This is a genomic window from Desulfocurvus vexinensis DSM 17965 (assembly GCF_000519125.1).
Classification (GTDB): domain Bacteria; phylum Desulfobacterota; class Desulfovibrionia; order Desulfovibrionales; family Desulfovibrionaceae; genus Desulfocurvus; species Desulfocurvus vexinensis.
Genome location: NZ_JAEX01000001.1, coordinates 270,502 through 293,871, shown reverse-complemented (window position 1 = coordinate 293,871; position 23,370 = coordinate 270,502). Strand labels below are relative to the sequence as shown.

Genomic DNA, 23,370 nt, shown 5'->3' with positions numbered 1-23,370 from the left:
TTAGGCGGTGGCGATGTTCACCCGGGTGTCGGACCACACGGACAGGCCGGTCTCGGGGTCATCGGCCGCAGCCAGGACCTTGTAGGCGTTGTCGCCAAGGCCCCTGCTGTACTCGTCCCACGCCGTGTGGCCGAAGCCCAGGGGCGCGGCGACGACGCCGGTCATGACCTTCTCGGTGACATGGACCCGGGCGGTCATCTCGCCGCCGGGGCCGGTCAGGCGCACGGTCTGGCCGTCGGCCACGCCGCTCATGCGCGCGGTCTTGGCGTTCATCTGCACCATGAGGTCGCAGTTGCGCACGGTGACGGCGTTGTAGGGCGGCAGGGCCACCTTGGCCGAGCCCAGGTTGTGCTTGGCCACCGGGGCCAGGGCCAGCAGGCCCTCGCCCACGGCCCGGGGCGCGGGGGCCGCAGCCACGGTCAGGTCGGGCACCAGGGGCAGGGTCCGGGCGCTGGTCCAGGCCGCTCCGCGCTTGAGGGCGTTCCAGTCGGCGCCCAGGGCCACGGCCTTGGCCCGCAGCACGTCCTTGAACGCGACATAGCCCAGGTCGATGTCCAGCCTACGGGCCACGGAGAGCAGCACGTCGGCGCTGGCGCGGGTGTCGAAGGCCGGGCGCGCCAGGGGCCGGTTCAGGCTGTAGACGGCCTGCCCGGCGCCGTAGGGGGTGTACACGTCGTCGTAGCGCTCCAGGGCCATGCTGCTGGGCAGCACCAGGTCGGCCAGCTCGGCGGTCTCGTCCATGAAGCTCGAGAAGCTCACGGTGAAGCCCGCGCGGCGCACGGCCTGGGCCATCAGCTCCGCCTGGGGCAGGGCGTAGGCCGGGTTGGCGTCGTAGACCAGCAGAACGTCGGCCTTGGCCTGGCCCTCGGCCAGCTTTTTCAGGAAGGGCACCAGGTCGGCGCTGTAGCGGCTGGCGACCGAAGGCGCGCCGTCCACGACCACCGGGGCCTCGGGCACAAGCTTCACACCACCGGCCACGTTGACGCGCCCGAGCATGGCGTTCAGACCCAGGGCGGCCATCAGGGCCCGGGCGCCTGCGCCCTGGCCGAACTCCGACCCGGCGATGACCAGCGGCCGCCTGGCGGCGGCCAGCTCGGCGGCCAGCTTGCGCAGGGTGTCGGCGCGCACGCCCGTCTCGCGCTCGATGCGCGCGGGGCTGTAGTTGGCGGCCACGTCCTTGCGGAAGGCGTCCAGACCCTTGGCCTGGGCGGTGGCGCCGCGCTCCATGAGCACGTGGGCCAGGCCCAGGGCCACGCTGGCGGCGGCGCCGGGGCGGGCCTGGATCCACTGGTCGCAGACCACGGCGGTGTTGTTCAGCACCGGGCCCGCGTAGACGTACTTGGCCGTGGCGTCCTGGCCCGAGGGGTGGCTCTGGGAGAAGGCCCGGGCGTTGCGCACGGCGGTGCCCGAGCTTTCCAGGGCGTCGGCGCCAAGCAGCAGCACATAGTCCGCGCCTTCGATGTCGTAGGCCAGCCGACCTTCGGCGCCCAGCATCTCCAGGGCCTTGTGGGCGCTCTGGGCCTCGCCGGGCATCATGTAGAACGCGCCGGAGAGCTTGTGCATCAGGGCCGCGAAGACCTCGTTGGCCGTGCCGGTGTCGTCACCGCTGACCATGGCCACATCACCCTTGGCCTGACCGAGCTTTTCGGCCAGCAGGGCCTCGGCGTCGTCCCAGGAGATGGGCTCGAGGCCTGCGGCGGTGCGCACCAGGGGTTGGCGCACGCGCGCCGGGCTCATCAACAGGCCGACCTCGGCGGCGGCCAGGGCCGACACACCCCCTCCGGACAGCGGGTGATCCTTGCTGGCGCCAAGGCCCACGGGCACGCCGTCCACCAGAGCCACGCGCACGCCCGACCCGGCGGGGTCGAGCTTGGAGGCCATCTCGGCGAAGTAGACCGCGCGCTTGGGAACCTTGGGGTTCCACTGCCAGTTCTGGGTCCAGATGGAGATATCGTCCGTCAGCTTCCAGGGGATGGGGGTGATCATCATCCCCGCCCCGGCACCGGCGGCAAAACTCAGGAAGGTTCTTCTATTCATAACTGCGCCACCTCGTTGCTAGCGATGACAGACGTAGCAGGCGTTGCTCTGGCCGTTCTCGGCGTGGCAGCGCTCGCATTCCCACATCTTCATGGTCCCCCGGCTGTAGGCCGGGTCCACGCCGACACCCCTGCCGAACACGATCTTGTAGCCGCCGTTGGAGTAGCCGGTCAGCTTGTTGCGGTAGTGCAGGGGCGGGGTATCGCTGCTGCCCACGTCGGGGTGGCAGGTGGTGCAGTCCTGCGAGGCGTGCGCCGCGTGGGAGAAGAACACGTTGTCGGGCTGATGCTGGTAGACCAGCCACGGCACTTCCTTCTCCTCGTTGACGTACTCGTTGATGAACCGCTCCTCCTCGGGGTCTTCACCCATCATGTCGGTGTGGCAGTCGGTGCAGGACTCGGTCGTGGGAATACCGCTGAAGGAGCCGTCCTCGTTGAGGTAGTGGCAGTCCTCGCAGGCCATTCCGGCATCATCCACGTGGACGAGGTGGCTGAACCGGATGGGCTGTTGCTCGACGCTGAACAGCACCCGGGGGAACCACCACCAGCCCACGAGAAGCATTGCCACGAATCCGATGAAAAACGGCAACGCTCCTCCGCTTCCTGAAGTTTTCTTCACCATGTGCTCTCGCCTCATCCTTGGGTAAAAGAGTTGCTCACCGGACGCACGTCCCGGCATCCCTCCGGGAGAACGGCCCTTGGGCCCTTACCACGACCCCGCTCGAACGCGTCTGCCCATCCGGCCGAGAGATGCCGGACGACGCGTTCAGGCGGGGTTCACGACCGAAAAAAAAGCCACAGGGAGACGCAGCAGTTCTAGGCACGTCAGCCCAGACGTGTCAAGGCTTAATGAAATAATTCACGAACCTGATTTCCCTGGATTGTCCTCCGTTTCCGGGGGAAAAGCGGCTTGCGGACCGGGCAGGCGCCTGCGGGCGGGGCGGGCCCTGCCGGGCGGCCCACGGAGCGGCGTGGCTTGCGGACCGGGCGGGCCTGCGGACCTCGGCGTGCCGCCCCCGGCGCGCCGCAACGCAAAGGGGTGGCCGCCCGGTGCCGCGGCCGCGCGCCAGCGGGCGGGAAGGCAACGGCGACCTGCCGCCCTGCCCGCGCCGAGCCCGGGCGCGGCAAAGGCGCCCAGCATGGTCCCGGCTTGGCTCCTGCGGAACTGCGCCACGCCTGCGCGCGGGCGGCCTTGCCGCCTCCGCCCCGGCGTCGAAAAAGCTGCCGCACGTCGCGCCCGCGCGCGGGCGGCCCTGCATGTGCGCAAAGCGTGGCCAAAGCCCCTGCCCCGCTCCCGGCGCCCCCCGCCCGCAGCTAGGCGTCGTCCTGCGGCCCGGCCTCGCGCGGGGCGCGGCCATACACGTCGTCGAAGCGCACGATGTCGTCCTCTTCCAGGTACGGGCCGGACTGGATCTCGATGATCTCCACGGGCACCTTGCCGGGGTTGCCCAGGCGGTGCAGGGCCGTCTTGGGGATGTCCACGGACTGGTTCTCGTAGAGCAGGATCTCGCGGTCGTCCACCTGGACCTGGGCCGTGCCGGAGATGACCACCCAGTGCTCGCTGCGGTGGTGGTGCTTTTGCAACGACAGCCGCGCCCCGGGCAGTACCTCGATGCGCTTGATCTTGTAGTGCGGGCCCTCTTCCAGCACCGTGTAGCTGCCCCAGGGGCGGCGCACGGTGACGTGGGCCTCCACCAGCCTGCTCTGCTCCGCGCGCAGGCGCTCCACCACGTCCTTGACGCGCTGGACCTTGTCCTTGGGGCAGATCAGCGTGGCGTCGCGCGTCTGGACCACGATGAGCCCGTCCAGCTCCACGCAGGCCAGCTTGCCCCCGCGCGAGAGCAGCAGGCTGTCCTTGCAGTCCATGGCCAGCACATCGCCCTGGACGACGTTGCCCGCCGCGTCCTTGGCGCCCAGGCGGTACAAGGCCTCCCAGCTGCCCAGGTCGTCCCAGCCGAAGTCGGCGCGCACCACGGCCTGGCGCGCCACGTGCTCCATGATGCCGTAGTCCACGGACACGTCGGGCAGGGCCGCGTAGCCCCGGGCCAGGGGCTCGCGCCCGCGCGCGGCCCACCAGGCCGCCAGCTCGGGCTGGAAGCGCTCCACGGCCTCCAGGAAGGCCCGGACCTGGAAGATGAACATGCCGCTGTTCCAGAAATGCAGCCCCCCGGCCAGGAAGCGGCGGGCCGTATCCAGGTCGGGCTTTTCCACGAAGCGGGCGACCTCGAAGCAGTCGTCGCCCAGCTCCGCCCCGCGCTCGATGTAGCCGTAGCCCGTTTCGGGCTTGTCGGGCACCACGCCGAAGGTCACGAACCAGCCCTGGCGGGCCAGGGCCGCGCCGCGCCCCAGGGCCTCGTGCCAGACCCCGGGCTTGTGGATCAGGTGGTCGGAGGGGAACACGGCCACCAGGGCCTCGGGGTCGCGCGCCGCCACGCGCTCCATGCCCAGCAGGATGGCGGGCAGGGTGTTGCGGCGCATGGGCTCGGCCAGCACCTGGGCCTCCAGGTCCGGGTCCACCCCGGCCACCTGCCCGCGCACCTCGAAGAACTGCTCCTCGTTGGTCACCACCCACACGTCGGCAGGGGCGAAGACCTCCAGGGCCCGGGCCGCCGTCTGCTGGAGCATGGTGGCCGTACCGGTCAGCGCCAGCAGCTGCTTGGGCAAAAGCGTGCGCGAATACGGCCACAGGCGGGTGCCGGAGCCTCCGGCCAGGATCAGCGCCTGGCAGCCGTACAGGGCCTTGGCGGCGGCGGAGTCGCGGGTCATCGCCCCTCCTCGGGGTTGGGGGTTGCGGCGCCGGGCCCGGCGCCCGCGGCGAAGACGAAGGGCGAGGCGTAGTCGGCCAGGCGCGGCAGGGCGCGGTCCCTGTCCGAAAGCAGGGGGGCGGCCTCGGGCCAGGGGATGCCCAGGTCCGGGTCGTTCCACAGGATGCCGGTGTCGCGCGCGGGGTCGTAGTAGGCGTCCACCTTGTACTGGAACTCCGTGCCCGGGGCCAGGGTCAGGTAGCCGTGGACGCAGCCCGCCGGGATGAACATCTGGACGTGGTTGTCGGCGGTGAGGGTTTCGGCGTGCCAGGTGCCGTAGGCCGGGGAGCCCACGCGCAGGTCCACGGCCACGTCGTACACCGCCCCGCGCGACACGCGCACCAGCTTGGCCTGGGCCGAGGGCGGCGTCTGGAAGTGCAGCCCGCGCAGCACGCCCCGGGCCTCGGACCGGGCGTGGTTGTCCTGCACGAAGTCGCAGGCCACGCCGTGTTCCGCCAGCACCCGGCGGCTGTAGGTTTCCATGAAGAACCCCCGCTGGTCCGTGAAGACCCGTGGGGTCAGGACCAGCAGTCCCGGAATGCTCGTGGCCCGCACCTGCACCGTGTCGCCCTCCTTGCCTCGCCCGCCGCGCCGCGCGCGGTCACGGGTCATCTACCAGCCTTTGCCCGCGCCGACAACAGCCGCGCGCCCTGCGCGCCCCCTGCGCACGCACCGCGCCCCCGGCCCCGGCCCGCGCCCCGCGCGGCCAAACCCGTTGACAAACCATGACCAATCCAGGAGACTTCCGCCCACGGGGCCGCTGCCCCGCCCCTTTCCGGCCAAGGCGGAGCAGGACATGGACACGGACAGCGCACAGGACCCGCAGGACGAAATCGCCCGGCTCAAGGCCGCCCTCGCCGCCCAGGCCGCCGAGACGGACGCCCTGCGCGCCCAGCTGGAAGCCGAAAACGCCGACCTGCGCCACCGCCTGGAGCAGTTCCGCACCATCTTCGACAACGCCGCCTCGGGCATCAGCATCCAGAACGCCGACGGGATCATCGTCCGCTGCAACCAGACCTTCCTGGACATGGTCGGCTACACTGCCGAGGAGCTTTACGGCCTGCCCGCCACCGCCGTGACCCACCCGGACTTCGTGCAGCACACCCTGGCCCTGGTGGACTCCGCGCGCCGGGGTGCCGCGGCCTCTTTCCATTACGAAAAGAAGCTCCTGCGCAAGGACGGCTCCGCCCTGTGGGCCGACCTGACCACCCGCGTGCTCACCAGGCCCGGCGGCGAGCCCCAGGGCTTCGTCTGCGTGCTGCACGACATCACCGACCGCAAGCGCACCGAGACGGCCATCTGGGAGAGCGAGCAGCGCCTGCGCCTGCTGGTGGAGCGCCTGCCCGTGCTCATCCACGCCCACGACGCCGAAGGCAACTACGTGTTCTGGAACCGCGAGTGCGAGCGCGTGCTGGGCTACAAGGCCGCCGACATCATCGGCAACCCCCGGGCCCGCGAGCTGCTCTTCCCCGACCCGGGCTACCGTCGGCGCATCGAAACCCTGCACGGCGAGTCGGGCGACTACACGGGGCGCGAGGCCGACACCACCGCCGCCGACGGCAGCATAAAGACCATCCTGTGGACGCGCATCTCCGGCGAGCACCCCCTGCCCGGCTGGGCGGTGTGGGAAACGGGCATGGACATCACCGGGCGCAAGGCCGTGGAGAACGCCCTGCGCGCCTCGGAGCGCGACAAGAAGGTCATCCTGGACACCATTTCCGAGTGCGTGCTCTACCAGACCACGGACAAGCGCATCCTGTGGGCCAACCGCGCGGCCTGCGCCCTGGTGGGCGCGGGGCCCGAGGCCATCCGGGGCAAGCGCTGCTACGAGGTCTGGCACGGCTACAAGAAATCCTGCACCACCACCTCCTGCCCGGTGGACCACGCCCTGCGCCTGGGCGCGCCCGTGGAGGCCGAGGTAGAGGGCGAGGGCGGCCGGACCTGGCTGGTCAAGGGCTACCCCTCCTTCGCGCCCGACGGCTCCCTGTCCGGCGCCATCGAGGTCGCCACGGACATCACCAGCCGCAAGCGCGCCGAGGAGGCCGTGCGCGCCGCCCGCGACCTGGCCGAGAACGCCACCAAGATGAAGGACGAATTCCTGGCCAACATGAGCCACGAGCTGCGCTCGCCCATGAACGGCGTGCTGGGCATGCTCGACGTGCTGCTGGACACCGACCTGGACGCCGAGCAGCGCGACTGCATCCAGACCGCATTGCAGGCGGGCGAGGGCCTTTTGGCCATCATCAACGACATCCTGGACTTCTCCAAGCTCCAGGCCGACAAGATCGTGCTCTCGCGCAGGCCCTTCCGGCTGCAAAGCACCGTGCGCACGGTGTGCAACACCTTCCGCGAACAGAGCCTGCGCAAGGGCCTGGACGTGGGCTACACCATCGACCCCGCCGTGCCCGAGACCATCATCGGCGACGAGGGCCGCATCCGCCAGATCCTGTTCAACCTGGTGGGCAACGCCGTGAAGTTCACCCACAAGGGCAGCGTCCACGTCCAGGCGCAGATCCTGCGCAAGGGCGCGGACCCCGGGCGGGCGCGGCTGCTGTTCACCGTGGCCGACACGGGCATCGGCATCCCCGCCGACCAGCTCGACACCATCTTCGACCCCTTCGTGCAGCTCAACTGGGCCAAGAACCGCAAATACGAGGGCACGGGCCTGGGCCTGGGCATCGTCAAGCGCCTGGTGACGCTCATGGGCGGCATCATCACCGTGGAAAGCGCGGTGGACAAGGGCACGACCATCCACTTCTGGATCAACGTGGACCTGCCGGACTGAGGGGGGGGGCTTTGACTTGACCAGGCCGGTAGACACAGGCGGCACAAGATACTTTAATCTCTTCATCTGAGGATCTCAAATATTCGGAGTAAGTATGCTTGGAACGCTGCTGTTAATTGGAATGCTTGTCTGTGGCTTCCTTAATGTCACCCCTTGGGTGTTGATTCCCGGTGCTATCATCGCCGGATTCCTTGGTATGCATTACCCTCCCGGAAAAGCTGCGGCGGCAAGGGAACGAGGTTTTTATTGGAAAGGTGTCTTCGGATCTATGCCACTACAGGCGATTCTTCTGGCTATTCTTTACGGGATAGGATGGGGAATAAGCACTCTAATAGGACAACGTCTGTAACCCAGTCCTATCGAATGTCATAATATAAGCCGAACATAGGCTATACTGATCTTCTAGATATGACCTCTAACCTTTGGCTTCCTGCAAAGAATGCTCCGCGTCCCGTCAACAGAGACTAGGATACACGGCTTCTGTGCTGGGCAAAGTCTCTTGATGGACATAAAAATCCCCCTGGCTGTTGGTACAGCAGGGGGATTTTGCTTTTGACAAACAAAAACCCACACCTTTGCTGAACGGCTCGGCTTCGAGGCGCTTTTTCGCGCCCGCTCAAAGTGTGGCCCCAGCCCTCAGCTCTCCAGGGCCGGGGGGGCGGGGGTGCCGAAGGGCAGGTAGGCGGGGGGCATCTTGTCCTTGAGGGCCACGCCCGACAGGCCCAGGGCCAGGGCCTCTTCCAGCAGATAGGCCAGCTTGCGCACGGCCTCGTCCAGGCTCAGGCCGCCCGGACGCACGTTGGAGATGCAGTTGCGGGCCTCGTCGGTGGTGCCGGGGCGCGGGCCGTGGGTCAGGTAGATGCCCAGGGAGTTGGGCGAACTGAGCCCCGGGCGCTCACCGATGAGGATCACCGAAACCCGGGCGCCCAGAAGGGCCCCCACCTCGTCGGCCACGGCCACCCGCGCGTTCTCCACCAGGCACACCGGGCCCACGGAAAGCCCCGCCCCGCGCAGCACGGGCACCAGACGGCGCACCAGGGGCCCGGCGGTCTCGTGCACCGCGCGCGCGGACAGACCGTCGCCCACCACCAGGACCACGTCCGGGACGCCGCCCGGGGTCGCACCCTGGGCACCGCTCGAAGCCACGCCCGGGGCACCTTCCGGGGCACCGTTTGGAGCCGCGCCCGAGGCGCCGCCCGGGGCCACGCCTGGGGCACCGCCCGGGGCCATGCCCGGAGCGGCATGGGAAGCGGCGCAGGAGGTCGCGCCCGCCACGTCCGGGCTGGCACCCGGGGCCGCGCCCGGGGGCGAACCCGCCGCGTTCCGCGAGGCCCGGGAGGCGCCCTCCGGCTCCCTGGCTCCGCCCTCCGGCCCCCCGGCTCCGCCCGCCGCGCCCGCCGCGCGCGCCGCAAGCAGTTCCCGCGAGGCCTCGTCCAGGCGGCGGCCCTTGTCCGGGCGGGTCAGGTATTCGCCCCGGTCGGCCACGGCGCTGTGCAGGCGCAGGCATTCCAGCCCGGCCCCTTCCAGCTCCCCGGCCAGCTCGGCCATGCGAAACGGCTGCCACACGGCGTCGCGGGCCTGGGCGTGGGCCAGGCGAAAGGCCAGGCTCTCGGCCAGGGGCAGGCTGACCCCGCAGCGGCCCAGGCTGATGCGCGCCTGGGTGAAGCGGCGCAGTTCGCTCCACAGGTCGGGGGTGACGATGGGTCCGGCCTTGCTCATGCCCCGCCCTCCCCTCTGGTCCCGCCCTCGCGCGCGGCCCCGGCCTCGCGCGGCAGGGCCAGCAGCGCGTTTTCCGCGCTCATGGGCAAAAGCCGCCCGGCGGCGTCGTGTATGCCCAGGGCCTCCAGCCAGGCCTGGAACTCCGGGGCCGGGCGCAGGCCCAGCAGGCGGCGCAGGTAGCAGGCGTCGTGGAACGACGTGGACTGGTAGTGGAGCATGATGTCGTCGGCCCCGGGCACGCCCATGATGAAGGTGCAGCCCGCCGCGCCCAGCAGGGTCAGCAGGGTGTCCATGTCGTCCTGGTCGGCCTCGGCGTGGTTGGTGTAGCAGATATCCACGCCCATGGGCAGGCCGAGCAGCTTGCCGCAGCAATGGTCCTCCAGCCCGGCGCGCAGGATCTGCTTGCCGTTGTAGAGGTACTCCGGGCCGATGAAGCCGACCACGGTGTTGACCAAAAGCGGGCGGAAGCGCCGGGCCACGGCGTAGGCCCGGGCCTCCAGGGTCTGCTGGTCCACCCCGTGGTGCGCCCCGGCGGACAGGGCGCTGCCCTGCCCGGTCTCGAAGTACATCACGTTGTCGCCCACGCTGCCCCGGCCCAGGCCCAGGGTGGCCTGGTGGGCCTCCTCCAGCAGGGCCAGGGAGACGCCGAAGCTGGCGTTGGCCCGCTGGGTCCCGGCAATGGACTGGAAGCACAGGTCCACAGGCACCCCGCGCTCGATGGCCTCCATGGTCGTGGTCACGTGGGTCAGCACGCAGCTCTGGGTGGGCACCTTATGGCGCTGGATGAGCCCGTCGAGCATGAAGAGCAGCCGGGAGATGTTCTCCAGGTTGTCCGTGGCCGGGTTGATGCCGATGACCGCGTCGCCGCAGCCGTAGCACAGCCCGTCCAGGGTCGAGGCGGCGATGCCTTTCAGGTCGTCGGTGGGGTGGTTGGGTTGCAGGCGCACGCTGAAGGTGCCCGGCAGGCCCACGGTGTTGCGAAAGCGCGTGACCACCCGGCATTTGGACGCCGCCAGCACCAGGTCCTGCACGCGCATGAGCTTGCTCACGGCGGCGGCCATTTCGGGGGTCAGGCCCGGGGCCAGCCGGGCCAGGGCGTCGCTGTCCGCCGCGTCGGTCAGCAGCCAGTCGCGCAGCTCGCCCACGGTGAAGGAGCGCACCGGGGCGAAGGCCTGCGCATCGTGGCTGTCGATGATCAGCCGGGTGACCTCGTCGTCCTCGTAGGGCACCACGGCTTCGTCCAGAAAGCGCGTCAGCGGCACCTCGGCCAGCTCCATCTGGGCGCGCACGCGGCTTTCCGCATCCGGCGCGGCCACGCCCGCCAGCACGTCGCCCGAACGCGCGGGCGTGGCCCAGGCCAGCAGCTCGCGCAGGGTTCTCTTGCCCGTCTTGCCCATGGTTCCTCCCCTGTCCGTGCTTACTCCATCGCCGCGCGCCGCGCCAGGGGCTACTGGAAGTACGCCGTGGGCAAATACAGCGCGATCTGCGGGAAGGCCATGATGATGGCCAGCCCGACGACCATGATGGCCACAAAGGGCACGATGGAGCTGTAGATGTCCACCAGGGTGACTTCCTTGGGGGCCATGGCCTTCATCAGGAACAGGTTGTAGCCGAAGGGCGGGGTCATGTAGGCGATCTGGCAGGTGACGGTATACAACACGCCGTACCACACCGGGTTGAAGCCCAGGGAGATGATCAGCGGGATATACAACGGGGCCACGATGACCAGCATGGCCGTGTCGTCCAGGAACATGCCCATGATGATGTAGGAGACCTGCATCATGATCAGCACGCCCCAGGGGCTCAGGCCCCATTCGTCCAGGAACAGCCGGGCGATGGCGTGGACGGCGCCCAGGCCGTCGAACACCGCGCCGAAGCACATGGCCGCCAGGATGATCCACATGAACATGCAGCTCACCGACAGGGTCAGGTGCAGGGTGTCGCGCAGCATCTTGCGCGTCAGGCGACCCTTGGCCCAGGCGGCCAGCAGCGCCGCCGAGGCGCCCACCGCCGAGCTTTCCACCAGGCTGGTCACGCCGAGCATGAACAGGCCGGTGACGGAGAAGATGATCACCAGGGGCAAAAGCCCGGCGCGCAGCAGGCGCAGCTTCTCGCTCCGGCCCACGTTGCGCTCCTCGGCAGACAGCACCGGGCCCAGCTCGGGTTGCAGCCAGCAGCGCACCACGATGTAGACAATGAACAGCGCGGCCAGCAAAAGCCCGGGCAGCACCCCGGCCAGCCAGAGCTGGCTCACGGGCTGGCGGGCGATCATGCCGTAGAGCACCAGCACGATGGACGGCGGAACCATGATGCCCAGGGACGACCCGGCCTGGATCACGCCGGTGACCATGCGCTTGTCGTAGCCGCGCCGGAGCATCTCGGGCAGGGCGATGCTGCTGCCGATGGCCATGCCCGCCACGCTCAGGCCGTTCATGGCCGAGATGGCGACCATGAGCACCACGGTGCCGATGGCCAGGCCGCCGGGCAGCGAGCCCATCCAGACGTGCAGCATCTTGTACATATCGTTGGCGATGCCCGACTCGGACAGGATGTAGCCCATGAAGATGAACAGCGGCAGGGTCAGCAGGGGGTACCAGTTCAGCAGGGCGATGCTGGCGTTGAAGGGCATCTCGGCCCCGCCGTCACCCCACAGGCACAGGGAGAAAATGGCCGCGATGAAGCCGATGGCCCCGAACACGCGCTGCCCGGTCATGAGCATGAGCATGAGCAGCGAGAACATCAAAAGCGCGATGAGTTCGTGGCTCACGACAGCTCCTTCCCCAGGGCCTGGGCAAGATCCTTGAAGAACATGGCCACCGCCTGGAGCAGCATCAGCGCGATGCCCGCGACCATGATCACCTTGATGGGCCACATGAGCGGCGCCCAGGCCGAGTAGTTGCGCTGGCCATACTCGATGGAATAGGCCGTGCTGGAAATGCCGCCGTAGAGCAGCACGCCCAGGTAGAACAGCAGGAACAGGGACGTCACCGAGTCCATCACCCCGCGCTTGCGCGTGGTCCAGCGGCCATAGAACACGTCCATGCGCACATGGGAGTGCAGGAGCATGGAAAACGCTCCGCCAAGCATGTAGTATGCCGACATCGTGAATTGCGCCGATTCAACAGCCCACAGCAACGGGTAATTGAACACGGTTCGCGCGATGGACGACAAAAGCAGGATGGCCATCATGGCGAAGACAAGGTAAAGCGTCGCCTGGCCGACGCGGGTGCTGATTGCGTCCATGTATTGGACGTAGAGTCGGATTGCTCTGGGCAAGGCTGTCTGCTCTTCTGCTTAGGTGTTACGGGGCTGGGCAACGGATGAAGCGGGCCCGGACCCGGCAGGACGCCGGGCCCGGGCCGGGCGCGGCTAGCCGCGGTAGGGCGGGCCGGCCTGCTTCATGGTCTCGACGTAGTCCTTGAGGATGGAGACGACCTTGGCGTTTCGGGGGCTCTGGGCGGCGATCTCGTCCCAGAACTTGATGGCCTCGTCCTCCACGACCTTCCATTCGCTCTCGGGGATGGAGGTCAGCTTCAGCTTGCCGCCCTTGGTGCGGTAGTGGGCCTCGCCCCACCAGTACCAGTGCAGGCGGTAGTAGTGCGAGCTGTCCATGGACATACGGAACAGCGTCTTCAACCGCTCGGGCAGGGCGTCCCACTTGTCGGAATTGGCGAAGTAGGACCCGGCCCAGGCGCCGGAAATGTTGTTGGTCAGGTAGTAGTTGGTCACGTTGGCCCAGCCCACGGTGTAGTCCTCGGTGATGCCCGACCAGGCGATACCGTCCAGCTCGCCGGTCTGCAGGGCGACTTCCACGTCCTCCCAGGGCAGGGTCACGGGCACCACGCCGAAGCGCTGCAGGAAGCGTCCGCCCGTGGGGAAGGTGAACACGCGCTTGCCCTTGAGGTCGGCCACGCTGTTGATGGGCTGCTTGGTGGCGAAGTTGCAGGGGTCCCAGGCACCGGCGGACAGCCAGGTCACGCCCTTGACCTCGGAGTAGGCCTCCTCCCAGATTTCCTTGAGCCCGTAGTGGTTGAAGAGCGTCGGCACGTCCAGGGCGTAGCGCGAGGCAAAGGGGAAATAGGCCGCGAACACGGCCACGTCCACGGGGGCGGCAATGGAGTCGTCGTCGCTCTGCACGGCGTCGATGGTGCCGCGCTGCATGGCGCGGAACAGCTCGCCCGTGGGCACCAACTGGTCGGCGTTGTACAACTCGATGACCATCTCGTTGTCGGCGATCTTGTTGAAGGCCTCGATCTGCGGCTTGATGACGTGTTCGGCCAGGGCGGGCCCCGCATAGGTTTGCAGGCGCCAGCGGATGGTGGTTTTCTTGCTGGCGTGGACGAAGGGCGCGTTGACCACGGCCCCGGCGGTGGCCGCGAGCCCGGCGGCGCCCGCCTTCTTGATGAACTCTCTGCGTTTCATGACTGGTGTCCTCCTGGTCGGGTGTGGGGTGTGCGTGCTCCCGGCGGCCTGACGCCACGCGCGGACCCGGCGTCGGCGCGGCAGCACACGCCCTTTCAGCAACTATCGTTCCGCAACGTGCCCGCCTTATTTTTTCGTTTTATTTCAGGGCCTTTTAGTCTGAGCACCCCATTGTTGCAGGCCCACCCCCCGCATTTTGTAACAACGATGTCAATTCGAAAATCATTATACTCATTTTTGTGAAAATTTTTCGGCTCTTTTTAGGGTAAACTGCGCGTTAAACTACAAAAACGTAGTTATATGCCTCTCGCTCCCTGGTCCTCCCCGCCACAACGCAAAGCCCCGGGCCCGGCACCATGCCGAACCCGGGGCGAGCGCAGGGCCCACGAGGGGGAGGGTGGGCCGGGTGCTCAGTCGGGGGCTGCGTCCCAGTCGCGGGCCAGGGCCAGATACATGGCGGTGGCGGCATGGATATCGGCAGTGGCGCACCATTCGTCGGTGCGGTGGGCCTGGGCCGGGTCGCCGGGGCCAAGGATGAGCATGGGCACCTCGGGGCAGACGTGGCGGAAGGCCGCCGCGTCGGTGAAAAACTGCACGGTCTCCACGCCCGGGGGCCGGTCCAGCAACGGCGCCAGGGCAGCGCAGGCCCGGGCCAGCCAGGGGTGGTCCGGCGCGGTCCAGACCGGGGGCAGGTCCAGCAGGGCGCGGACCTCGGCCTGCTCCCCGGCGGCGGCGCGGACCAGGGCCGTCAGGGCGGCGTTGTCCTGCCCGGGCACGCTGCGGATGTCGATGGTCGCCCGGGCCCGGTCGGGCACGGAATTGACATTTTCGCCCGCCTGGAGCGTGTTCACGCTCAGGGTCGGCGGGCCGAGGTGCGCGTGGGCCGGCCCCAGGTCCAGGGCCCGGACGCGCGCCACGGCGTCCACCAGCTTGTACAGGGCGTTGTCGCCCAGCTCGGGCATGGAGCCATGGGCCGTGCGGCCCCGGGTTTCGCAGGCCAGCCACAGGGCGCCCTTGTGGCCCACCAGGGGCCGGTTGCGCGTGGGCTCGGCCACCACCACGGCCCCGGGCTGGCCGCGCAGAGCGGGGTCGGCCAGGGCGTGGAAGGAGCCCTCGCAGCCGCTTTCCTCGCCGCCAAAGACATACACGGCCAGGGCGCCGCCGAAGCCTTCGCGGGCCAGGGCCAGGGCGGCGGCGCACATGGCCGCCACCCCGCCCTTCATGTCGCTGGCGCCCCGGCCATGCAGCCGCCCGTCCTGCACCAGCCCGGCGAAGGGGTCCACGGCCCAGGCCTCGCGGCCCACGGGCACGGTGTCCACATGCCCGGCCAGGCACAGGGCCGGGCCGCGCCCGGGGTTCAGCCGGGCCACCAGGCTGCCCCGGCCCGGCCCGAAGGTGTCCAGGGCCACCTCCAGCCCCCCGGCGGACAACAGCTGCGCCAGGTACCGCAGGGCCCGCTCCTCGCCCCCCGGGGGGTTGGTGGTATCGAGACGGACCAGCTCGCGGGCCAGCAGGACGGGGTCCACGCTAGCCTTCCAGGACCACGAAGTGGGCCTCGGTGGGCGTGCAGCCCACACCGTTGATGGGCACCACGTCCTGCGGGCAGGCCGACATGGCCACCACGCAGTCGAAGCAGGCCTCCAGGACCACGAAGTCCCCGGCCTTGCAGACAGGCGGCAGCCAGACGATGGTGTTGTCCCGGGCGGGAGTGTTCATCCACAGGTTCAGGGGGCTGGGGCAGAAGGCCGGGTGGTGGCCCAGGGCGCCCATGGCGGCGAAGAAATTGTCCTGGCAGTTGTCGTGGTATTCGCTCACGCCCAGGCCGATGTAGCGGTAGATGTCGCAGGCGGCGATGAGCGTGTCGTGCACGCCCCGGGAGGTGTCCTGCACGAAGCGCAGCATGGGGCGACGGCGGTTGGAGACAAGGTCATCACCCGCCTGGGGGATGATCTTGTCCAGGTAGGCGCGCGTGTGCTGCATGGACAGGTATTCGTTCATGTCGCAGAGGTTGAAGGCCCAGGTGTCCACCACCTGCTGGCCATGGGTGTTAATGATCTTGATGCGCTGCCCGGCGCGCACCACGGCGGCCTTGCCCTTGCGGGCGGGGATGGTCATCAGTTCGCTTGCCATTTTCGGAACTCCTTTTTTGTTTGGGGGGACGCCCGCTAGGCGTTGCGCCGCCGCCAGCCGCCGAGGAAGGCTTCCAGGCGGCTGGTGGACGGCGCGTTGAACATCTGCCCGGGCAGGCCCTGCTCCACCACCTGCCCGTCCTCCATGAACACCACGCGATCGGCGGCCTCGGCGGCGAAGCCCATCTCGTGGGTCACCACGACCATGGTCATGCCCTCGGCGGCCAGGGAACGCATGACGGCCAGCACGTCGCCCACCAGCTCGGGGTCCAGGGCGCTGGTTGGCTCGTCGAAGAGCATGATGGTCGGCTCCATGGCCAGGGCCCGGGCGATGGCCACACGCTGCTGCTGCCCGCCGGACAGGCTGGCGGGGTAGCAGCGGGCCTTGTCGGCCAGCCCGACCTTCTCCAGCATGGCCGCGCCGATGTCGGCGGCCTCGGAGCGGGTCTTGCCCTTGACCGAGCGCAGGGCCTCGGTGACGTTGTCCAGGGCCGTCATGTGCGGCCAGAGGTTGAACTGCTGGAAGACCATGCCCAGGCCGCGGCGCGCCAGGCGCACCTGGGCCGGGGTGCAACGGTGCAGGCTGCCGTCGGGCTCGCGCCGGTAGCCGATGAGCTGGCCGTTGACCACCACGCTGCCCGCCTCGTAGGCCTCCAGGAAGTTGATGCAGCGCAACAGCGTGCTCTTGCCCGAGCCCGAAGGTCCGATGAGGCAGACGACCTCCGAGGGGTAGACCCGCAGGTCGATGCCGCGCAGCACCTCCAGTTCGCCGAAGCGCTTGTGCAATCCGGTGATTTCGATGATCGGGGTCATGGTGCGCGTCTTGACGGTCATGGGCGCCTCCCGGCTGCGGGTTTGAGGTGGCGCGTGAGCCGGGCCTCCAGGGCCCCGCCCGCCCGCGACACGGCCTCCACCAGCAGCCAGTACAGCAGCGCCAGGATGAGCAGCGGCTCGGCGATGGCAAAGGTCTCGTTGACGATCTTGGAGGTCTCCTTGGTCAGCTCGGGCACGGTGATGATGGACAACACGGCGGAATCCTTGACCAGGATGATGATCTGGTTGACCACAGGGGGCATCACCAGGGCGGCCATCTGCGGCAGGCGGATGCGCGTGAGCATGCGCAGCGGCGACAGGCCCAGGCTCTGGGCGGCCTCGATCTGGCCCCGGGGGATGGACTCGAACCCGGCGCGGAAGATCTCGGTGAAATAGGCCGCGCCGTAGAGCCCCAGGCCGACCACCCCCGCCGCCTCGGGCTCCAGCACCAGCCCGAAGCCCGGCCCGGCGTAGTAGAGCAGGAACAGCTGGATGAGGATGGGCGAACCGCGAAAGAATTCGATATAGACCCGGCACAGGGCCCGGGCCGGGCGCACGCCCTGGCGCAGCAGCTCGATGCCAAGCCCCAGGGCCAGACCCAGGGCGACGGACAGGGCGCAGATGCGTGCCGTGGTGCCCAGCCCGGCAAGGATCACCGGCCAGTAGCCGTCGAGCACGGCGAGGTTCATGGCGCCACCTCCCTGCCCCCGGCCAGGCGCCTGCGCACCCAGGCCCCCAGCCCCGCCAGGGCCAGGTTCATGACGATGTAGAACAGGGCCGCCGCGAGGTAGATTTCCGTGGGCCGGTAAGTCTTGGACACCAGCTGCTGGCTGGCACGCATCAGCTCGGTGACGGCGATGACCGAGATGAGCGAGGTGTTCTTGAGCAGCACGATGAGTTCGCCCACCAGGGCCGGAAGCACCAGCCACAGCACCTGGGGCACCATGATCCGGCCCAGGATGCGCCCCTCGCCCAGGCCCAGGGCCCGGGCGGCCTCGGCCTGGCCCGGAGCGATGCTGGCGAAGCCGCCCCGGTAGATCTCGGCCTGGAAGGCCCCGGAGTTCAGGCTCAGGGCGGCGATGGCCGCCAGCAGCGGGGGCGCCTCCACGCCCACCAGGGGCAGCATGTAGAAGACCAGCAGCAGCAAAACGAGGATGGGCACGCCGCGCAGCACGCTGATGTAGACCCGCGCAGCCCCGCGCAGGGCCGGGCGGCCCGAGATGCGGCACAGGCAGACCCCCATGCCGATGACCAGCCCGGCGGCGATGGACGCCAGGGCCACGCCCAGGGTCACGCCCGCCCCGGTGAGCATGGCGGGCAGGTTGTCCAGGACCACGCCCGGGTCGAGTTTCGGCAATGCGCTCACGGTGTCCTTCCGTCGGGGTTGCCCGTGGGGCGTTCTGGGGAGGGGCGGCCCGCCCGCGCGGGGCGCGGGCGGGCCGGGCCAAGGGCTACTGGATGGGCACGGGCAGGGCGTCGGACGGCACGGCCATCTCGAAGCCGAACCATTTGACCTGCAACTCGCGCATCTTGCCGGACTCGTTGAGCTTGCGCAGGCCCTGGTCGAAGAAGGCGGCCAGGGCCTTGCTGTCCTCGTCGTTGCGCGCGGCCCAGGAGAAGTACACCGCCGGGCCGAAGGGCGGGGTGATGATGCGGAAAGCGTCGGGGCGCTTCTTCACCGCGTCGGCCAGGTTGGGGAAGGACTGGGCCACGGCGTCCACGCGCCCGGCGGCCAGATCGGCGTAGGCCTCGTCGAAGCCCACATACTCGCGTATCCCGGCCAGCCCCTTGCCCTGGGCGGCCAGGGTCTCGCCCAGGCCCTTGAGGGCCTGGAGCTGGGCCGAGCCGGTCTGCGAGGCCACGGTCTTCCCGGCTACGTCCGCAGGGGTCTGGATGTCGGAGTCGGCGCGCACCAGCAGCGCCACGGTGGCATCGGCCACGGGCAGACTCAGGGCGTAGCGCTCGTAGCGCTCCTTGGTGGCGGTGACGGAGGTCACCACATAGTCGAACTTGCCTGCGGCCAGGCCGGGCAGGATGCCCTGCCAGGGCACGTCCAGGCGCTTGACGGCCACGCCGGGCAGCTCGGCCATGACCAGCTCCAGCAGATCGGCGGAGTAGCCCACGATCTTGCCGTCCTCGACGAATTCGAAGGGCGGGAACTGGGCCTCGGTGCCGATGACGATCTCGCCCTTCTGCTTGACGGTTTCGAGCAGGTCGGCCCGCGCGGGGGCGGCGGCGAGCAGCGCGGCGCAGACGGCCACGCAGGCGGCCAGGGTTCGGGGAGCCGGGAACTTCCATACCATTGTCGTTCTCCTCGCATTGGGCTGTTTCAGGTGAAGCATCGGAACGCAACCAACTTGCTTCGTGATAGCATTCTTCGTGCCACGACTTTCCTGAAAAGAAATATCCATGAAAAACAGGGATGAAAAGGCGAGCGACAGCCCAGCCCCCTTTTTATAGGCAGCGGAACCGGCTGATATTGACTTTTTTGAGAAATATTTCCTGGCCCGGATAGCCAGAAATGTCAAAAAAAGACTAGAACGTGGGCGGCGTGTTGACCCACAGGACGCGGGCCGTGGTCTGCCCGGGGTTGCGCGTGGAATGCGGCAGGCTGGAATCGAAGAAGAAGGAATCGCCCTCGTGGAGGTGGTAGGCCTCGCCGTCCACGGTCAGCGCCAGTTCACCCTCGAGCACGTAGCCGGCCTCCTCGCCCTCGTGGGTGATGGTCTCGGTGCCGCCGCCGGGCTCGATGATATGGATATGCGCCTGGAGCACGTGCCCGGGCAGGTGCGGCGAAAGGTATTCGAGGATCACTCCCTGGCCGTTGCCCGGCCCGAGCTGGGCCAGGTGCCGGTCGCCCCGGCGCATGACCACCCCGGGCATGGGCGCGGGCAGGAACAGCGAGCCCATGTTGGTGCCCAGGGCGCGCGACACGGCGTGCAGCACGTTGATGGAAGGGTTGCCCTTGCCGTTCTCCAGCTTGGACAGCATGCTTTCCGAACACCCGGCACCATCGGCCAGGGCGCGCAGGGTCAGCCCCTGCTGCCTGCGCAGCATGCGGATACGCTGCCCCAGAAGATTCTTTTCGTGCATCATCGCCAGCCTCCCCTGCTGGCGGCACCCTAACGCGATATTTCCTGGCATTCAAGTTTTTCGGCAAACTTTCCTACAATAGAAACACGGCGCGCCCCGCAGGGAGGCCCGCCCGCCGACATCGGGAGTGGCAGGCGCGTCGGACATATGATACATGACACGCTGTCGCCCTGCGCACCCTGCATCGACGGACGAAACCGCCACGGCCCGCCCGTGGCCCCTGGAACCCGAAGCGCCGAGGTCGGAATGCGTTTTCCCGTGATCATTTTTTGCGCCCTGCTCGCCGTCCTGCTGGGCCCGTGGGCCGCGCGTGGCCAAGCGCCCGCCCCTCCGGGCCAGGGCAGCCCCGCCCCCGGCGCCGATCCCGGATTCGTCACCGCCGTGGTGCTCAAGGACTTTCCGCCCTTTTTCGCCGCCGGGCAGGACGGCGCCCCCTTCGGCTTCGCCGTGGACGCCATGCGCGCCATCGCCGCCCGCGCCGGGCTGCGCGTCCGCTTCATCGTCGCCAACGACTGGACCCAGGCCCAGCAGGCCGTGCTCGACGGCCGGGCCACGCTCATGGCCGGGCTGACTCCCACTCCCGAGCGCCTGCGCAGTTTCATCTTCACGTCGCCTGTCTTCGTCTCGCCCGCGTGTCTCATGGTCCGGGCCAACAACAATACAGTGAAGGGCCCGCACGATCTCGCGGGGCGGACCCTGGCCGCGCTGCAGGGCAACATCATCCCGGAATCCCTGGGCCGCGTGCCCAGGCTGCGCATCCACGGCTACCCCAACCCCGAGAAATACATCTTCGACCTGCTTTCCGGCAACGCGGACGCCGTGCTCGGCGGGCGCTACGAACTCCAGCGCCTGACCATGCGGGCCGGGGTGGACAACCTGGTGGACTTCGTGCCCGGCCCGGAGATGGAATACAAGCGGGCCCTGGCCCTGGCCCCGGACCAGGGCGGCCTGCGCGACAGGCTCGACGCCGCCGTGCGCGAGTTCATCGCCTCCCCGCAGTATCCCGCCCTGGTGGAACTCTGGTACGGCAGGCCCCAGCCCTTCTGGACGGCGCCGCGCATCGCCGTGGCCGCGGGCCTGGCCCTGGCCGCCGCCCTGCTTGCCGCCCTGGCCGTGCACTACCGGCTCACCCTGCGGCTGAACAACCGCCTCGCCGCCGCCCTGGAGGCCAGCCGCCGCGGCGCCGACGAGCTGGCCCACAGCCGGGACCTCTTCCGCCATCTGGTGGAGAACATCCGCCACGTCTTCTGGATGCGCGACCTGGCCGCGCAGCGGATCGTCTACGTCAGCCCGGGCTACGAAGCCCTCTTCGGCAGGAGCGCCCAGGCGCTGTACGACGACCCTGCGGCCTTCCTGGAGACCGTGCACCCCGACGACGCGACGGCCGTGCGCCAGGCCATGCATGCCCTGCACGAGACCGGCGCCCCGTTCGACATGGAATTCCGCATCCTGCCCGCCCCGGGGCAGGAGCGCTGGGTCGGCGTCCGCGCCTTCCGCATCCCGGCGGCGGACGCGCTGCCCGAGCGCGTCGTCGGCATCCTGGAGGACATCACCGCCCACAAGAAGACCCGGCTCGCCACCCAGGAAAGCGAGGCCCTCTTCCGCGCGCTGTTCATGGACAGCAGCATGGTCATGCTCCTGGTCGAGCCCGGCACGGGGCGCATCGTGGAGGCCAACCACGCCGCCAGCGCCTACTACGGCTGGACCCGGGACGAGCTCAAGGCCCGCTCCGTGCTGGACATCAACACCCTGCCCCCGCAAGAGGTCCGGGCCGCCATGCGCGAGGCCAAGGCCGCGGGCAGGCGGCACTTCTCCTTCCGCCACCGGCTGGCCAGCGGCGAGGTGCGCGACGTGGAGGTCTACAGCGGGCCGGTGTCCATGCAGGGGTGCGAGATGCTCTACTCCTGCATCATCGACGTCACCGCGCGCCGCGAGGCCGAGGAGCGGCTGCGCCGCAGCGAAGAATTCCAGCAGGCCATCATCGCCTGCTCGCCCGTGGCTCTGTACAGTGTGGACATGGGCGGCAACGTGCTGTCGTGGAACTCCTCCGCCGAGCGCATCTTCGGCTGGGGCGCCGGGGAGGTGCTCGGCAGGCCGCTGCCCATCGTGGGGTCCGCGCAGCAGGAGGAATTCGCCTCGCTGCGCCAGCGGGTCCTGGCCGGGGAAACCCTGCTGGGCATGGAGCTGGTGCGCAACCGCAAGGACGGCTCGAAAGTCCACATCAGCCTGTCCACGACCAGCGTTCTGGACCGCGACGGCGCGCCCATCGGCATCCTGGGGGCCGCGCAGGACATCACGGCCCGCAAGCAGGCCGAGGCCGAACTGCTGCACGCCAAGGAGGCCGCCGAGGCCGCCAGCCAGGCCAAGAGCGAATTCCTGGCCAACATGAGCCACGAAATCCGCACGCCGCTCAACGGGCTCATGGGCATGCTCCAGCTCCTGGAAACCACGGCCCTGCACGACGAGCAGGGCGAATACGTAGGGCTGGCCAAGCAGTCCTGCACCCGCCTGACGCGCCTGCTCTCGGACATCCTGGACCTCTCGCGGGTGGAGGCGGGCAAGCTCAGCCTGCAGGCCAAGCCCTTCGCCCTGGCCGACGTGGTGGACCAGCTCAAGGGCATCTTCCGGCCCATGGCCAGGCAGGCGGGCCTGCGCTTCGAATGCCATATCGACCCCGCCGTGCCCGCGCTGGTGGTGGGCGACGAGGTGCGCCTGGAACAGGTGCTGATGAACCTGCTGGGCAACGCCTTCAAGTTCACCACCTCCGGAAGCGTGACCCTGGAGGCCTACCGCCTGCCACCGCGCGCGCCCGGGCAATGCCGCGTGCTCTTCAGCGTGGCCGACACGGGCATCGGCATCCCCGGCGAGGACATCGACAAGCTCTTCAAGCCCTTCTCCCAGGTCAGCGAGGGCTTCACGCGCAAGTACCAGGGCGCGGGGCTGGGGCTGGTCATCTGCAAGCGGCTGGTGGAGCTCATGGGCGGCAACATCGCCGTGGACAGCGAGCCCGGCGCGGGAACGACCATGTTCTTCTGCTGCACCTTCCAGGCCCTGGACGCCCCGGAACTGGCGCCCGGGGACGACGCGCCCCGGCCCGCCCTGGCCCTGGCGGGCAGGCGCATCCTCGTGGCCGAGGACGACCGCGTCAGCGCCCTGGTGGCCGCCCGGCTGCTGGCCAAGGCCGGGGCCGAGGCCACGGTGGTGGAAGACGGCCAGCAGGCCCTGGACACCCTGCGCCGGGAGCCTTTCGACCTGGCGCTCATGGACGTGCAGATGCCCGTGCTCGACGGCGTGGAAGCCACCCGCGCCATCCGGGACGGCGCCGCCGGACAGGCCGCCAGGGCCATCCCCATCCTCGCCATGACCGCCTACGCCATGGACGGCGACGCCGAAACCTTCCTGGCCGCAGGCATGGACGGCTACGTCTCCAAACCCGCAACCCTGGAAGACCTGACCCACGCCGTGGAAGCGGCCCTGGCGGGGCGGGGGTGAGGGGGCAGGAGCGCGCTGTCGGAAAGCAGAGGGAAAAGCGGAAAACCTGGCAAGCCAAAGTGGGGAAGAGGGGCGGC

Annotated in this window: 19 protein-coding genes; 3 read left to right on the top strand and 16 right to left on the bottom strand. The window is 69.1% G+C overall.

Features of this window, described 5'->3' with window-relative positions; translation table 11 throughout:
* The 4 genes from qrcB to rfbC all read right to left on the bottom strand — a co-directional run bounded on the left by qrcB (position 1) and on the right by rfbC (position 5,401).
* Positions 1-2,037 (bottom strand): menaquinone reductase molybdopterin-binding-like subunit QrcB, encoded by a 2,037-nt coding sequence (gene qrcB / locus G495_RS0101310; protein WP_035250411.1) that lies wholly within the window; start codon positions 2,035-2,037, stop codon positions 1-3.
* A gap of 18 nt (positions 2,038-2,055) precedes the next feature.
* Positions 2,056-2,658, bottom strand: a complete 603-nt coding sequence (gene qrcA / locus G495_RS0101305; RefSeq protein ID WP_028586329.1) for a menaquinone reductase multiheme cytochrome c subunit QrcA — start codon at positions 2,656-2,658, stop codon at positions 2,056-2,058.
* A 692-nt stretch (positions 2,659-3,350) separates the two neighbouring features.
* Positions 3,351-4,802, bottom strand: coding sequence for a mannose-1-phosphate guanylyltransferase/mannose-6-phosphate isomerase (locus tag G495_RS0101300; RefSeq protein ID WP_028586328.1), 1,452 nt, complete (start codon positions 4,800-4,802; stop codon positions 3,351-3,353).
* Positions 4,799-5,401: a dTDP-4-dehydrorhamnose 3,5-epimerase gene (gene rfbC / locus G495_RS16955; protein WP_051444943.1), complete on the bottom strand. Its 603-nt coding sequence runs from the start codon at positions 5,399-5,401 to the stop codon at positions 4,799-4,801. Before rfbC ends, G495_RS0101300 begins: the two co-directional genes overlap by 4 nt.
* Before the next feature lie 235 nt (positions 5,402-5,636).
* Here rfbC and G495_RS0101290 point away from each other — a divergent pair, with 235 nt between their 5' ends.
* Positions 5,637-7,625 (top strand): PAS domain S-box protein, encoded by a 1,989-nt coding sequence (locus G495_RS0101290; RefSeq protein WP_028586327.1) that lies wholly within the window; start codon positions 5,637-5,639, stop codon positions 7,623-7,625.
* Between the two features lie 94 nt (positions 7,626-7,719).
* The gene (locus tag G495_RS20780; RefSeq protein WP_084457706.1) at positions 7,720-7,974 is read left to right on the top strand and encodes a hypothetical protein; all 255 of its coding nucleotides are present in this window, start codon (positions 7,720-7,722) and stop codon (positions 7,972-7,974) included.
* A 287-nt stretch (positions 7,975-8,261) separates the two neighbouring features.
* Here the strand turns inward: G495_RS20780 and G495_RS22325 are convergent, their stop codons facing one another.
* The 12 genes from G495_RS22325 to G495_RS0101230 all read right to left on the bottom strand — a co-directional run bounded on the left by G495_RS22325 (position 8,262) and on the right by G495_RS0101230 (position 19,804).
* Positions 8,262-9,344, bottom strand: coding sequence for an ethanolamine ammonia-lyase subunit EutC (locus tag G495_RS22325; protein WP_028586326.1), 1,083 nt, complete (start codon positions 9,342-9,344; stop codon positions 8,262-8,264).
* Positions 9,341-10,741: an ethanolamine ammonia-lyase subunit EutB gene (locus G495_RS16950; protein WP_051444942.1), complete on the bottom strand. Its 1,401-nt coding sequence runs from the start codon at positions 10,739-10,741 to the stop codon at positions 9,341-9,343. Before G495_RS16950 ends, G495_RS22325 begins: the two co-directional genes overlap by 4 nt.
* A 50-nt stretch (positions 10,742-10,791) precedes the next feature.
* Entirely contained in the window at positions 10,792-12,111 is a 1,320-nt protein-coding gene (locus tag G495_RS0101275) for a TRAP transporter large permease (protein WP_028586325.1), read from the bottom strand.
* Entirely contained in the window at positions 12,108-12,587 is a 480-nt protein-coding gene (locus G495_RS0101270) for a TRAP transporter small permease subunit (protein ID WP_211234116.1), read from the bottom strand. The genes G495_RS0101275 and G495_RS0101270 overlap by 4 nt, the downstream gene beginning before the upstream one ends.
* Positions 12,588-12,713: 126 nt before the next feature.
* Positions 12,714-13,766 carry a TRAP transporter substrate-binding protein gene (locus G495_RS0101265; RefSeq protein WP_028586323.1) on the bottom strand — a complete coding sequence of 351 codons (1,053 nt, stop codon included), beginning with the start codon at positions 13,764-13,766 and terminating at the stop codon, positions 12,714-12,716.
* 410 nt (positions 13,767-14,176) lie between these two features.
* Positions 14,177-15,292: a M20 family metallopeptidase gene (locus tag G495_RS0101260; RefSeq protein ID WP_028586322.1), complete on the bottom strand. Its 1,116-nt coding sequence runs from the start codon at positions 15,290-15,292 to the stop codon at positions 14,177-14,179.
* Position 15,293: 1 nt separating this feature from the next.
* The gene (locus tag G495_RS0101255; RefSeq protein WP_028586321.1) at positions 15,294-15,896 is read right to left on the bottom strand and encodes a DUF1989 domain-containing protein; all 603 of its coding nucleotides are present in this window, start codon (positions 15,894-15,896) and stop codon (positions 15,294-15,296) included.
* A 35-nt stretch (positions 15,897-15,931) separates the two neighbouring features.
* On the bottom strand, positions 15,932-16,729 hold the full coding sequence (locus G495_RS0101250) for an amino acid ABC transporter ATP-binding protein (protein ID WP_281171676.1): 798 nt from the start codon (positions 16,727-16,729) through the stop codon (positions 15,932-15,934).
* Positions 16,726-17,397, bottom strand: coding sequence for an amino acid ABC transporter permease (locus tag G495_RS0101245; RefSeq protein WP_051444941.1), 672 nt, complete (start codon positions 17,395-17,397; stop codon positions 16,726-16,728). Before G495_RS0101245 ends, G495_RS0101250 begins: the two co-directional genes overlap by 4 nt.
* Positions 17,394-18,074, bottom strand: a complete 681-nt coding sequence (locus G495_RS0101240) for an amino acid ABC transporter permease (RefSeq protein WP_211234115.1) — start codon at positions 18,072-18,074, stop codon at positions 17,394-17,396. Before G495_RS0101240 ends, G495_RS0101245 begins: the two co-directional genes overlap by 4 nt.
* Before the next feature lie 85 nt (positions 18,075-18,159).
* The gene (locus tag G495_RS0101235; RefSeq protein WP_035250405.1) at positions 18,160-19,011 is read right to left on the bottom strand and encodes a transporter substrate-binding domain-containing protein; all 852 of its coding nucleotides are present in this window, start codon (positions 19,009-19,011) and stop codon (positions 18,160-18,162) included.
* 232 nt (positions 19,012-19,243) lie between these two features.
* Entirely contained in the window at positions 19,244-19,804 is a 561-nt protein-coding gene (locus G495_RS0101230; RefSeq protein ID WP_051444940.1) for a cupin domain-containing protein, read from the bottom strand.
* Positions 19,805-20,047: 243 nt separating this feature from the next.
* On the opposite strand from G495_RS0101230, the gene G495_RS20045 reads away from it, so the two are divergent.
* Complete coding sequence (locus tag G495_RS20045; protein WP_051444939.1) at positions 20,048-23,293, top strand: PAS domain S-box protein; 3,246 nt, start codon at positions 20,048-20,050, stop codon at positions 23,291-23,293.
* The last annotated feature ends 77 nt before the right edge of the window (positions 23,294-23,370 follow it).